The sequence below is a fragment of the Candidatus Dormiibacterota bacterium genome (assembly GCA_036495095.1).
GTDB lineage: Bacteria > Chloroflexota > Dormibacteria > Aeolococcales > Aeolococcaceae > CF-96.
Genome location: DASXNK010000014.1, coordinates 12,258 through 25,299 on the forward strand (window position 1 = coordinate 12,258; position 13,042 = coordinate 25,299).

The 13,042-nt window shown below is 74.5% G+C and carries 11 protein-coding genes; 4 read left to right on the plus strand and 7 right to left on the minus strand.

Annotated features, from left to right (window positions below):
• Positions 1–104: 104 nt before the first annotated feature.
• A complete protein-coding gene (locus tag VGL20_01035; GenBank protein HEY2702251.1) occupies positions 105–704 on the plus strand; it encodes a hypothetical protein in 600 nt (199 codons plus the stop codon).
• Between the two features lie 4 nt (positions 705–708).
• Here the strand turns inward: VGL20_01035 and VGL20_01040 are convergent, their stop codons facing one another.
• Genes VGL20_01040 through VGL20_01065 form a run of 6 tightly spaced genes read right to left on the minus strand, consistent with a single transcriptional unit; the run spans position 709 to position 7,644 of the window.
• The gene (locus VGL20_01040) at positions 709–1,677 is read right to left on the minus strand and encodes a M23 family metallopeptidase (GenBank protein ID HEY2702252.1); all 969 of its coding nucleotides are present in this window, start codon (positions 1,675–1,677) and stop codon (positions 709–711) included.
• Complete coding sequence (locus VGL20_01045) at positions 1,677–2,918, minus strand: ATP-binding protein (protein HEY2702253.1); 1,242 nt, start codon at positions 2,916–2,918, stop codon at positions 1,677–1,679. Before VGL20_01045 ends, VGL20_01040 begins: the two co-directional genes overlap by 1 nt.
• The gene (locus VGL20_01050) at positions 2,918–4,369 is read right to left on the minus strand and encodes an SCO6880 family protein (protein ID HEY2702254.1); all 1,452 of its coding nucleotides are present in this window, start codon (positions 4,367–4,369) and stop codon (positions 2,918–2,920) included. Before VGL20_01050 ends, VGL20_01045 begins: the two co-directional genes overlap by 1 nt.
• Positions 4,370–4,382: 13 nt before the next feature.
• On the minus strand, positions 4,383–5,972 hold the full coding sequence (locus VGL20_01055; protein HEY2702255.1) for a hypothetical protein: 1,590 nt from the start codon (positions 5,970–5,972) through the stop codon (positions 4,383–4,385).
• Positions 5,972–6,265: a hypothetical protein gene (locus VGL20_01060; GenBank protein ID HEY2702256.1), complete on the minus strand. Its 294-nt coding sequence runs from the start codon at positions 6,263–6,265 to the stop codon at positions 5,972–5,974. The genes VGL20_01055 and VGL20_01060 overlap by 1 nt, the downstream gene beginning before the upstream one ends.
• Entirely contained in the window at positions 6,262–7,644 is a 1,383-nt protein-coding gene (locus tag VGL20_01065; protein HEY2702257.1) for a MinD/ParA family protein, read from the minus strand. Before VGL20_01065 ends, VGL20_01060 begins: the two co-directional genes overlap by 4 nt.
• A gap of 299 nt (positions 7,645–7,943) precedes the next feature.
• Here VGL20_01065 and VGL20_01070 point away from each other — a divergent pair, with 299 nt between their 5' ends.
• Positions 7,944–9,080 (plus strand): hypothetical protein, encoded by a 1,137-nt coding sequence (locus VGL20_01070; protein HEY2702258.1) that lies wholly within the window; start codon positions 7,944–7,946, stop codon positions 9,078–9,080.
• Positions 9,081–9,122: 42 nt separating this feature from the next.
• On the opposite strand, the gene VGL20_01075 is transcribed toward VGL20_01070, so the two are convergent.
• Positions 9,123–10,571 carry a DUF4214 domain-containing protein gene (locus tag VGL20_01075; protein HEY2702259.1) on the minus strand — a complete coding sequence of 483 codons (1,449 nt, stop codon included), beginning with the start codon at positions 10,569–10,571 and terminating at the stop codon, positions 9,123–9,125.
• Between the two features lie 325 nt (positions 10,572–10,896).
• On the opposite strand from VGL20_01075, the gene VGL20_01080 reads away from it, so the two are divergent.
• Together VGL20_01080 and VGL20_01085 are read left to right on the plus strand one after the other, a co-directional pair.
• Positions 10,897–11,616 (plus strand): response regulator transcription factor, encoded by a 720-nt coding sequence (locus VGL20_01080; GenBank protein HEY2702260.1) that lies wholly within the window; start codon positions 10,897–10,899, stop codon positions 11,614–11,616.
• A gap of 59 nt (positions 11,617–11,675) precedes the next feature.
• Positions 11,676–12,980 (plus strand): ATP-binding protein, encoded by a 1,305-nt coding sequence (locus tag VGL20_01085; GenBank protein ID HEY2702261.1) that lies wholly within the window; start codon positions 11,676–11,678, stop codon positions 12,978–12,980.
• Positions 12,981–13,042: the final 62 nt, after the last annotated feature.

Consider the following 13,042-nt stretch of genomic DNA (forward strand, 5'->3'; position numbering starts at 1 on the left):
GGCCCGATCCGCCCGCACGCGACCTCCCCCGCCGGGACTTCTGCGCGATGTGTAGGCTGGTCGGCCACGACACCGCCATCCCCTCCCGAGGAGGTCACCGCCCCATGAGCTTCGACACCGACGCGGAGACCGCGGAGCCGGTCACCCCACCCGGCTGGACGCCGCCGGCCCCCGGGGCCGCCCCGTCCTCCAGCGCCGCCCCCGCCCCCTCCCCGAAGCTTCTCAGCGGGGGGCTGAAGTACGGCCTGATCGTCAGCGGCGTCGGGGTGGTGCTGCTCCTCGCCGCCCTGCTCGCCACCATGATCCGCCTCCACAACGCGGACGCGGTGAGCGAGGCGCGCGCCGGAGCCTCCGCCGCCGCCAGCAGCTTCGCGAGCGAGCTGCTCACCTACGACTACCACCACGTCGACAGGGACTTCGGCGTGGTCGTCGACCATGCCACCGGCACCTTCAGGGCCAACTTCACCAAGACGAGCAAGGACCTCAAGGCGCTGATCACGAAGTACCAGGTGGTCTCCACGGGCAAGGTCGACGCGACCGGCGTCGCCGACGCCACCGCCGACAGGGCCACCGTCGTCGTCTTCGCCGACCAGACCGGCCGCAGCAGCAACAGCACCACCCCCCACATCGACCGCACCCGCCTCCGCCTCACCCTGACCCACACCGGCGGCAACTGGCTGGTGGAGAAGGTCGAGAGCCTGTAGTCGCTCAACCGGGGAAGCTGAGAGGCTCCAGATAGTTCATCGGATCCGCGGGACCGGTGGGGGTGTCGACCTCGAAGTGGAGGTGGGGGCCGGAGGAGTTGCCGGTCGAGCCGGAGTAGCCGATGACCTGCCCGAGCGTCACCCGGTCGCCGGCCTCGACGACGCGGCTGGAGAGGTGCCCGTAGAGGGTGCTGTAGTCGACGCCGGGGAGGTCGCAGGAGATCACGACGTGGATGCCGAAGCCGGTGGAGTCGTCGACCGCCTGGGTGACCGTGCCGGGGCAGGCGGCGCCGACGGCGGTGCCGCCGGGGGCGCCCAGGTCGATGCCGGTGTGGAAGTGGGGGCAGCCGCCGCGGGAGGGCTCGAGGCCGACGCCGGTGCAGCCGAAGGGCTGGGTCATGCCGGCGATCACCGGCCAGGGCAGGGCCGCGTCGGGTCCGGGGCGGCCGTCGTCGATCCACTCCTGGTAGGCGGCCTGCCGGGCCTCCACCTGGGCGACGTAGGCGGGGTCGTGGTTGTAGGCGAGCAGCGCCCGGCCGGGGTCGCCGGCGCTCACCCCGTCGGCGGCGAGCATCGCGGCGGCGGCGTCGATCTCGACCTCGGGCTTCCAGATGTCCGCCGCCTGGGCGCCCGCGGGGGCGTAGGCGGCGAAGGTGGCGGGCATCATCTGCATCACCCCCAGCGCCCCCGCCGAGCTGCGGGCGTCGGCGTTGTAGCCGCTCTCGGTGGCGCCGACGGCGAGGAGCAGGCTGAGGGGGACGTGATGGGCGTCGGCGGCGCGCTGGAAGTGGGCGAGCATCAGCGGCGGCGGCAGCGGGTTGTGGGGCGGACCGCCGCTGAGGGGGGCGCTCGCGGCGGTGCTGTGGGCATCGTCGTAGGCGGCCATCAGGGCGATGCCCGTCACCCCCAGGCCGGAGACGAGCATCAGCAGCATCACCGCCCGGCGGACGCCGTTCTTCTTCTTCCGGCGCATCAGTCCTCCGGGCCGTCGAGCACCTCGCCGCGCATCGCCCCGTCGGTGTCGACGATCGCCCACTCCGCCGGCTGCACGTCGAGCTTGACCACGAAGGAGCGCTCGCCGACCCGCCACAGCGCCCAGGCGCGGCCCAGGCTGCGGACATACTCGACCTCGGTCGAGCTGAGGCCGAGGTGCTTCTGGAGGAGCGGGATCTCACCCGGCTCCTGGTTGAAGATCACCTTGGTGGCGCAGTCGGAGAGCAGGCCCCGGACGCTCGCCATGGTGCCGTCGGCGGCCTCGAGGTCGCTGAGGCGGTGGAGCACGGCGACGTTGGCGGTCGAGGTGGCCCGGCACAGCTTCCACTGCGCCTGGAACCACTCCGCCGCAGCTCGGTGGCGGAGCATGAACCACGCCTCGTCGGCGACGAAGAGCTTGTAGCCGGGGCGCCGGGAGACGATCGCGAAGAGCCAGGCCGCCGCGAGCGCGAGGGTGACCAGCCGCTGCTTCTCGGCGGTGAGGGTCTGGGTCAGCCGGCGCAGGTTGAGGGCGAGGAGCGGGGCGTTGAGGTCGACACCCGCCGAGGTGGGCGCGTCGAAGAGGGCGCCGGCCGGGCCGTGGATGTAGTCCCAGAGCGCGTCGGCGGGGTCGCAGGTCACCGCGCCGCGAGCGGCGAGCCCGGTGTGCACGTCACGCAGGGTCGGGTTCGGGCAGCTCTCGACCACCTCGCGCACCACCTCGCTGACGATGCGCAGCTCGGCGGGCTTGAGCGGCCGCTCCAGCATCACCGGGAGCACCGCGCGCATCAGCAGCTCGCGCTCGCGGGTGGGGTCGAGGCCGGTGGCCGAGGTCAGCTTCTCGTCGAGCGGGTTGAGGCGCAGCGCCCCGCCGGTGGCGAGCCGCAGCGGCTCGACCCCGAAGGCGCGGGCCAGCGGGGTGGTCTCGCCCTTGGGGTCGAGGTAGATGGTCGAGTAGCCGACCACGTTGAGCCGCCGCGAGAGCGCCTTCATCAGCGCCGACTTGCCGTAGCCGAGCCGGCCGATGACCAGGATGTTCGGGTCGCCGATCACCCCGTCGAGGTACATGCGGATGGGGTCGTAGTAGAAGGGGGAGCGGCTGAAGGCGTCGGTGCCGATGTACACCCCGGCCGAGCCCAGGCTCGACTCGGCGATGAACGGCAGCAGCGCCTGCAGGCTGGCGGTGGTGGCGCGGTGCGCCACCCGCCGCGGCGGTGGTACGCGGGTGGAGAGCGCGTCCATCAGAGGCCCCGGCAGAGCGGCAGGGTGAAGGTGAAGGCGGGACCCTGCTCGCCCACCAGCCGCTGGAGGTCGAGGTGGGAGCGCAGCGCGCAGTCCTCGACGTCGGCGATCGCCGCCTCGAGCGCCTCCGGGCCCTCGGCGGAGACGGTGATGTACCCGGCGTAGACGAACTCGCGGTGCCCCTCGGCGAGCTCCTGCTCGCGGCGCTCGATGCCCATCCGCTGGTTGCGCCGGGTGGCGGTCTCGATGAAGCCGCGGGACGCCCGCATCTGGGCGTCGCCGAGGTCGGCGGTGCGCGCCGACTCGGCGGCGCGGAGCGCCTTGCTGGGGGGCACGGGCTGGAGCACGATGCTGTAGCAGTGCGCCGCCCGGGCCTCGAGGATGAGGGGGATCTGGAAGCCGCAGTCGACCGGCAGCCGGGGGAAGTGGCGCACCGCGAAGCTGACGTGGCAGTACTGCTGCGCCTCGTAGTGGGTCGCGGTCTCGCGCTCGTAGGAGGGGCTCACCGAGTCCCAGCTGACCTCGTGGCCGTCGTGGAAGCGCCGCGCCTCGGGGTCGTAGGCGTTGCGCACCACCGCGGCCACGCCGCCCGGGCTGAGCACCGCCGCCCCGGGGAGGATCTCGTGGAGCTCGGCCTTCAACCGCTCCACCTCGGCGGCGAGGATGCTCATCGCGCCCATGTCGACGTCACCCCCGCCGCGGCGGGCCGCCTGCCGGCGGCCGATGCGGGTGAGCGAGACCTGCACGACCACGAAGTTCTCGTGCTCGGTCGGCGGCCGGCGGTCGATCTGCTCGGCCAGCGCCTCGTCGAAGAAGGGCGACCCGGGGTCGGCGTGGCGGGCGAACCAGCTGCGGTTGTCGCGGGCGGCGCCCGGCGCGGTGCGGTGGAGGAGCTGGATGCGCGAGAGCGCCGAGTGCTCGCGGACCAGGCTGCCGAGCACCAGGCCCCAGCGGTTGAGCTGGTTCACCCGCTCCTCGACCGAGCGCAGCACGAAGGGCATCGCCCCGAGCTGCATCAGCGCGCAGTAGGTGACCTCGCCCGCGGCCTGCTGCTCGCGGAGGATGCCGTAGCGGCGGCCGCCGCGTTCGAGGGTGAGCAGCGCCACCTCGGGGAGGACGTGGCCGATGGTCCGGGGGTCGCCACGCCGCCGGGTCGTCCGGGTGCGGGTGGCGTAGCCGGCGAGGATCAGCGCCCAGTCGTCGACGTGGTGACCGTTGATCGGCACCAGGGCGAGCACCGCCGCGCCGACGCACCAGCCGCAGACCACCACCGCCCCCAGCGCGCGGGGCACGAAGTGCAGGCTGAGCAGCCCGAGCACCAGCCCGCCGATCATCACCGCGAGCTGGGGGAACCGGATGCCGAGGAAGACCCCCGGGGAGTGGTGGGCGGGGAAGACGAAGCGCGGGGCGGAGGTCTCGGTCCCGCTCCCCTCGGCGGTCTCGACGCTCATCTCCGCACTCCCTTCACGAGCCCGGCTGGACGCGCGGGCGCAGCGGCGGCGGCGCCGGGTTGCGCGGCCCGTCGGTCGCCGGGGGGTGCTCGAGCGGCGCCATCGCCGGCGCGGCCACCCGGGTGGGGGTGGGCACGGCGCCGCCGACCGGAACCGGCGGCCGGTGTCCCGCCGCCGCCGCCCCCGACTCCTGCGGGGTCACCCCGGCGGGCTCGGGGGGACGGCTGCGCTCCGGCTGGGGACGGTAGACCGCGGGCGCGGTCAGCCGCGGGGCCCGGGGGCGGCTGCCCTCCTCGGCATCGCGGCGGTGCATCTGGCCGATGCCCCAGGCGACACTGCCGGCGGCGGCGTCCCCGGCCCCGCCCATGGCGCTCGCCGGCCCGTGGGTGGCCGCCCGGCGGCGCACCAGGCCCATCGTCTCCATCTCGGCGAGGTGGATGCCGCGGAGCAGCGCCCACGGGGTGAAGGCGACCATGCCGAGAAGCACGGTCGCCGAGGTGATCGCCAGCCAGTCGGGCACTCCCTGGAGGCCGAAGGCGAGGATCTGGAAGCCCACCGAGAGGAAGATCACCATCGCCAGCTTGGTGAGGATCAGCGAGGCGAGGTACTCGCCCATGCGCTTCGCCGCCCCCGCGGTGCGCGGGTAGATCGCCATCACCGCGACCAGCGGCAGGAAGACCACGAGCGCCTGGACGAGCACCAGCCGGAGCACCAGCCAGGCCACCACCAGCAGGGTGGTGATCAGCGCGAAGAGCGCGAGCACGGCGATCGCCGCCGCCTCGGGCACGCCGCCGCTGGAGTGGCTCTCGAGCATCTGGGTGAGCCGGTCGATCACCTGGGTGCTCGCCGAGCCCATGCTCGTCGCCCAGAGGCCGGCGATGGCGTCGACGCCCTGGACGAACCAGGCGACCAGGGGCAGGCCGGCGAGCGCGACCATCACCGCGGCGATCAGCCGGCTCAGCACCGCCGGTCCGGCGCCACGGATGCCTCCCGCCATGTGCTCGAGCAGGGCGAGCGCGACGAACGCCACCACCAGGCCGAGGGCGAGCGCGGTCATCTCGCTGTAGGCGGGGTTGACCACGTGCCAGTTGGGCTCGAGGCTGGGCGAGAGCAGCGACTGCTTGAGCCAGCCGAGGGTGGTGACCACCCCGTCGACGAGGAAGCTCTGGACGTGGTCGAGGGCGCCGTGGGCGACGTAGCCGGCGGTGCGGCGGGCCAGGCTGGGCGAGGACGCGGGCGGCGGCGGCGCCATCGCCGGCAGCGGCTGGGGCGCGGCCGCCGGGGCCATGTCGGGCGCCGCCACCGGGGGCGGCTGGACCGGCCCGGGGGCGAGCGCGGGTCCCCCGACCGGGGCGGGATGGAGCATCCGGTGGAGCACCCCGGGACGCTTCGGCGCGGCGGCTCCGGGGCTCGCGGGGGGCGGCGCGGACGAGCCGTCGGTCTGGGTGACGGTGCAGTGCGTCGTCGGCCAGCCCCAGGTGCAGCTGATGTCGTCCGCACGCACCGCCTGCGCAGGGCCGGTGCACAGCGCCGCCACGGTGGCGAGCAGGGCGGCGAGGACCACGGCCGCGAGGTGACGGCGCGTGGCCGGGACCGGCCTCATCAGTGGCCGAACAACCCGGTGAGCGAGTTCGCGATCGCCGCCGCGGCGTAGAGCAGGGCTCCCGACACCACCGCCATGAAGGTGGTCGCCTTGCCCCGCTGCGCGACCATCACGTTGTGGCTGGCCGAGCCCACCAGGGTCATCAGCACCCCGGCGGCGAGGGCCACCCCGGCGGCGAGGATGACCAGCGCCGCAAGGTTCCCCCCGACGTGGTTGATGGCGTTGCGCACCGGTTCGGGGAAGCCGTCCCAGCTGGGGTTGACGTCGACCTTGGTCACGTCGCCGAGGATCATGGGTGTTCCTCTGGAGTCGATGCGGCACGGCCCTCGGTGAAGCCGTCCGCGATGAGGGCTGCGAGTTCCAGGTAGCAGTCGCGGGTGCGGTGCTCGAGCAGGTCCCACTGGAGGGTGCCGCCGGCGGCGAGGTGGCGGTCCCAGGCCACCCGGTGGGTGGCGCGCACGTGGGGGGCGAAGAACTCCTCGAGCCGGCGCACGTCGACCAGGGTGTCGTTGCGGACCGCGTTGACCACCACGATCACGTGGCGGCGGCACCAGTCGGCGCCGCGGGCCACCACCAGGTGGTCGAGGGTGAAGCCGGCGATGCGGCCGGCGTCGAGGCTGGGGGCGCTGACCAGGATCACCTGGTCGGCGCGGCGGCGCAGGAAGTACGAGGTCGCCGGGCCGAGCAGGGCGGTGCCGAGGTCGGCGTAGATGATGCTGTAGAAGCGGGTGAGCACCTCGAGGGCGCGGCTGTACTCGGCCTCGCCGAGCTGGCGGGTCACCGCCGGGTCGAGGGGGGCGGCGAGCACGTCGAGGCGGGACGGGTGCTGGATCAGGTAGCGCCATGCCTCCGCCGCCCGGGTGATCGAGCCGGCGTTGGCGAGCAGGTCGGTGATCGTCGCCGGCGGCGGTTGGGGGGAGACGCGCCCCGCCAGCGAGCCGGCGTCGGGGTTGGCGTCGATGACCGCGAGCCGGTCGGCGCGCACCAGCGCGGCCGCCACCGAGGCGCCGAGGGCGACGGTGGTCTTGCCCACCCCGCCCTTGCCGGCGGCGCTGGCGATCACCGTCGGGGTGCTCACCGACGCCCGCGCCCGCAGCGTCACCGCCTGGCGCCGCTGCTCGTTGCGCGAGAGCGGCGGGATGTAGCGGTGGCCGCTGGCCTGCCAGACCGCCCTCCGCCAGCCCGCGGCGGGAGGCATCGCCGCCGGCTTGAGGAAGCTCTCGGCGGCGAAGTCGACGGCGGCGCGAGGAGCCTGCGGGAGCTCGCGGGCGGGCGCCGCGGCGGGTGCGGACGGGGGCGTCGAGCGCGCCGCGAAGGCGTCGACGATGCCCCCGGGATCGACCCGGACCGTCTCCGGCTCCCGCGGCCGCACCGGCGGAGGCGGCCCGACCGGCGCCGGGGCGGGCTCGAGCACGGGCGGGGGCGGCTCCTCGATCGCGACCGGGGGCGGGGGCGGGGTGGGTGCCGGCGCCGGCGCGCGCCGAGGAGCGCTGGGCGCCGCGGCTCGGAGCGGCAGCGCCTCGTCCTCGACGGCGGCGGCGTCGACGTCGACCTCGGGAGCCACCGGCACCACCACCGGGCGACGGCCGTTGGCGGCGCGGCCGACCACGTCCTGCTGCTGCCTGGTCGCGGGTGCCCGGAGGGGCCGGTCGTCGGAGCTGTAGAGGGTCACCTCGGGGTCTCAGTCCCATCCTCGGGTCGACGGTCTCGCCGTCTGCTGGCATGCCGGCTCGAGGAGGCGTCGGGCACGCGCGGCGGCTCACCGCCGCCCGCCGGGCACGTCAACGCCGCGGGCCCTCCTCGAGACAGGGGCGAACGTACGACGCGGCGGGCCGACAGTCAACACCCCACGATCGTCCCGATAGCCCCGATCGAGGCGTGCAGGCGGTTCTCACCCCTCCGTTGGAAACCGTCAATGACCACGGCCGGGCGCCGAGACGGGCCGCCGGGTGGCCGCGATATCGTCGCGGGGTGGATCACCGAGCCCACGGCGCGGATCCCCGGCGGCCGGCGGTGAGGGCCGGCGCCGTGCTCGGCGCACTGCTGACCCTCGCCGGCTGCGGCGCCGGCCCCCCGGCCACGCTGGTGGTGGCCACCCGCAGCCCGGCGCCGCCGCAGCCCGCCGCCTCCCCCGGGCCCCGCTCCGAGATGCTGGTCGCCGTGCTCGAGCGGCGCGGCGGGGCGAGCACGCCCAACCTGGTCGCGATCGTCGGGCTCGACGGCCGGGCCCGGGCCAGGGCCGGCTTCACCGAGCGGGCGGTGCCCACCCCCGGAGGCCTCACCACGGTGCTCCAGCCCGAGGCCCGGGTGGCCGGCGGCGCCGTCTACTACACCGACGGGCTCGGGGTGGTGCGCCGGCTCACGCCCGGGGGCGGCGACCCGGCCACGGTGGCGACCTTCCCGATCAGCTCCGACCAGCAGGCGGTCGCGGTCGTGGTCAGCCCCGACGGCGCGCGGCTGATGGCCACGGTGCTCACCGTCGAGCCCTGGCACGTGGACGTCGAGGCCGCCTCCGCGGGCGGGCCCACGGTCACGGTGCGGAGCATCGACGTGCCCGCCAGCGAGCCGGGCACGGCGCCGCGCCTGCTCCAGGTCGCCGGCTGGGACGCGATCGGCCCGGTGGCGCTCGCCGACGGCCTCGCCGCCCAGGCCCAGGACGACGGCGGCGGGCTCTGGCAGGGCCATCCCGCCCACCTCGACGGCCACGGGCTCGCCGGGCCGCCGCTGGGAGGACCGGCCTGCGGAGCCTCCTCCGAGGCGCCGGACGGAACCCTCCTCTGCCACGACGCGATCGGCGCGACCACCACGCTCCGCCGCCCCGACGGCTCACTGGTTCACCGCTTCACCCACACCGGCGGCGGCCCCCGCCTCTCCCCCGACGGCCGCCGGCTCGCCTACCGCCTCGGCGGCGGCCGCAGCGCGGTGCAGTCGTGGGACGGGTCCACCGTCGACCTCGCCCCCGGGTTCACCCCGTCGGGGTGGCTCGCCCCCGACCTGCTGATCGGCAACACCCGGGGCGACGAGCTCGCCTACGTCGACCTGACCGCCCCCGGCCGGGCGGTGGACATGGGGTTCCCCGGCGGCTTCGTGGGGGTGGTCCGGGGGTAGCCGCGCGTGGCGGCGGGGGCCCGGCCCCCGCCGCCACCTGGGTCAGAACGCGGGATTCTTCTGGAAGTACTCGTCGAGGGCGAGGATGCTGATGATCCCGATGTCGTCGCGGTTGCCGGCATCGAGGTAGTTGGCCCAGTACTCGGCGCCGCCGGCGTCGGAGCCGCGTCCGAGGTACTTCGGGTACCAGCTGTTCACCAGGCGCAGGTGGTACTCGTGCGAGAAGGAGAAGTTGTTCCCCATGCTCGAGCGCGGGGCGCCCGCGGCCAGCCGCCCGGTCCAGTAGTCGACCTCGGACTGCGCCGGGGTGCGGCCGAGCAGGTCGCGGTAGAGCGAGCGAACGAAGGTGGTGTCGTTGCCGGCGCCCTTCCGCGAGGTCGCGTAGTACTCGGGCGAGCCGCCGAAGAGACCGAGGATCGCCTCGTTGAAGACGCCGTGGTCGAGCTGGGCGACCCAGTAGGCGCGGCCGCCGGGATCGGGGGCGCGGAGCAGCATCAGCTCGTAGTCGGCGTCCACGATGTGGCCGTGGGCCTCGGTCGAGGCGACGAACGCCGCGGCGATGTCGGCCCGGCTCATGCCCCCCAGCAGCCGTCCCACCCAGTAGGCGATCTCCGAGTCGGCGGGCACCCGGGTGCGGCCGAGCACGTCGTGGTAGAGGTCGGCGACGAAGGCGTCATTGCGGGAGAGCACGGTCAGGTGCTGGATCGCGGCCGGGCCGGTCTCGCAGCGCCAGGGGAAGTGGGGCGCCGGCGAGCCCGGGCAGACGCTCGCCTCGCTCCCCTCGGGGGTGTACCCGCAGGAGCTGCTCGGGGTGCCGGTCGACCAGTCGTCGGCGTCGGAGTCGCCGTCACACTGGCGGGTGCCGGGAGCGGGGGTGGCGGGCGGCGCCGGCACCGCGACCGGCGGCGCCAGGCCGAAGTCGTGGAAGACGATCGGGTCGGCCGCGGTGGCCGCGTAGTAGTGCGGATGGCCGGGGATGCTCGGCCAGGTCTGCAGCTTCCCGTTCGGGTACATGTTGGACACCATCGCGCCGACGCTGCCGTCCCAGGTGACGGTGACGTCCGCCTGCTGCCAGCGGCAGGCGCTGCCGCCCTCGCAGGGGGCGTAGCCGGCGGGGTTGGCGGTGTTCCCGGCGGGGGTCGCGATCTGCTTCAGCCGGTAGTCGCCGGGGGGCACGTTGGTGAAGACCAGGCAGCCCTTGGTGGTGCTGGCGCAGTTCCCCTGCTGCAGCGGGCAGGTCGCCGACGGGCCGATGCCGCCGGGCGACGAGGCGCCCTGGGTGCCCACCGTGGCGGAGAACCCCTGGCCGTTGCTGAGGGTGTAGACCGCGCCGGAGAGACCGCTCTTGCAGGAGTCCATGGTCTGGACCACCACCTGGAAGGGCGCGTCGCCGATCGACGTCGGCGACACCGCCGCGCTCGCGGGCGCACCGTCGCCGCCCAGGGCGAGCAGCACCATGGCGATGCCGACCAGCAGGGTGACCACGGTCACGATCATTCGAGATGGGGTTCGCGTCATACCGGTCCTTCCTGTTCAGAGCCTGCCCGCGGCAGGCAGTGAGGGAGGGCTTGGCCCTTTGCTCTGTACATCTCCGCGCCGCCGCCGATCTTGCGCGCGGTGGCAATCGCGGCGTGCAGATGAAATCGGGATGAATCCTGGGAGAATCCCAGTGGGCGTGCGCACACGATTGCAGTCCGACTGCGAGCTGCGACGCCGGGCATGGCTGCCGCCGTCGATGCTGCGACAGCACGATGAACTCTCGCTGACACCGGCGGCCGTTCAGCACAAGTTCATCGAGACCGGCGAGACTGCTCGCATGCGCGTGCTCCTCGTCGAAGACGACCGCCGCCTCGCCGCCGCGCTGCGGCGTGGCCTGCTCCGCGAGGGCTTCGTCGTCGACCTCGTCGAGGAGGGCCAGGAGGCGATCGGCGCGGCCGCCGCCACCCCCTTCGACGTCATCGTGCTCGACGTCATGCTCCCCGGCGAGGGCGACGGGTTCACCGTCTGCACCGAGCTCCGCAACCGCCGGATCCGCACCCCGGTGCTGATGCTCACCGCCCTCGACGCGGTCAGCGACCGGGTGCAGGGGCTGAACGCCGGCGCCGACGACTACCTGGTCAAGCCCTTCGCCTTCAGCGAGCTGCTCGCCCGCCTCCGGGCGCTCACCCGCCGCCACCTCGACGACCGCAGCGCCATCCTGCGCGCCGGCGACCTCGAGGTCGACATGTCGGCGCGGCGCGCGACGGTTCGAGGAGTCCCGGTCGCGCTCACAATGAAGGAGCTGGGCATCCTCGAATACCTGATGCACCACCCTGATCAGCTCATCACCACCGAGCAGATCGAGGAGCACGTGTGGAACTACGACTACGTGAGCGGGTCGAACCTGGTGGAGGTGTACATCGGGAGGATCCGCCGCAAGCTGGGGGTGGCCGGCGTGCCCAACCCCTTCGCGACCGTCCGCGGCGGGGGCGGGGGGTACCGCTTCGAGCCGCAGCGGCTGTCCGCCGTTTCCTCCGCCGGACCCGGGTCCGGCTGACCGCGGTCTACGCGGGGGTCTTCGCGCTCGTCGCCTGCGCCGGCGCGGTCGTCTTCTGGGTGGCCTTCTCGCGCGCCGAGCTGGGCACGATCGACGCCAGCCTCCAGGCCCAGCAGCGGTACATCGCCGCGGCGATCCCCCGGAACCCCTCCGAGACGTTCGCCGACCGCGACCTCCTGCCCAACCAGAACCCGGTCGGCATCGGCATCAGCGCGGTGCTCCTCGACGACAGCGGGCGGCTTCTCGACGACTCCGGCCAGGCGCCGCCGGCGGGCCCGCTCGCGCCCATCGTCGCCGAGGTGCGCCGCTCCGGGCAGCTGCTGGACAGCCGCACCGTGGACGGCGAGCGGCAGCGGATCCTCGCCACCCGGACCCCGATCGACCGCGGCCGCACCGCCACCCTCATCCTGGTGCGCTCGCTGGTCGAGTACCAGGACACCATGGCGCGCACCGTCCTCTTCCTGGTGATCACGGTGGTGACCCTGGTCGGCGGCGCCTCGATCTCCGGGTACTGGCTGGCGGGGCGGGTGCTGCGCCCGGTCCGGTTCATGGCGGAGACCGCCCAGGACCTCAGCGAGCACGACCTCCACCGCCGCATCGAGCTCGACCTCCCCGCCGACGAGCTCGGCGACCTCGCCTCCACCCTGAACGGCATGCTCGGCCGCCTCGAGGCCGCCTTCAGCAGCCTCCAGCGCTTCACCGCCGACGCCGCCCACGAGCTCCGGGCGCCGCTGGCGCTGATGCGCACCGAGGTCGAGGTGGCGCTGCGCGCCGGGGTCGAGTCGGACGACGCCCGCCGGGTGCTGGAGACGGTGGGCGCCGAGGTGCGCCGCCTCAGCCGCACCGCCGACCAGCTGCTGCTGCTCGCCCGCGCCGACGCCGGCGTGCTCGAGCCGCTCCACGAGGAGGTGGACGTCACCGACCTGATCGAGGAGACGGCGGCCCGCTGGCAGCCCACCCTGGGGGTCGGCGGCATCGAGCTGCGCACCTCCATCCCCCAGGCCGGGGGCACCGTGGTCGCCGACGGCGGCATGCTGCGGCGGCTGCTCGACAACCTCCTCGACAACGCCGCCCGCTACACCCCCGCGGGCGGGCTCATCCGGCTCAGCGGCGAGGCGGTCGCCGGCGGATGGGTGATCTCCGTGGCCGACAGCGGGCCGGGCATCGACCCGGCGCTCCGTCCCCGGGTCTTCGAGCGCTTCACCCGGGCCGACTCCGCGCGGGGGCGCGACACCGGCGGGGCCGGGCTGGGGCTCTCGCTCTGCGCCGCCATCGCCGAGCTCCACGGCGGCAGCCTGGAGCTCGACGACACCCACACCGGCGCCCGCTGGCTGCTGCGGCTGCCCGCCGGCGGCGGCGCGTAGCCGGCCGGGCGACAGCCCGGGCGTTCCCGCCCTGCACCCACAGTCGCGCACTCATCGAAGCG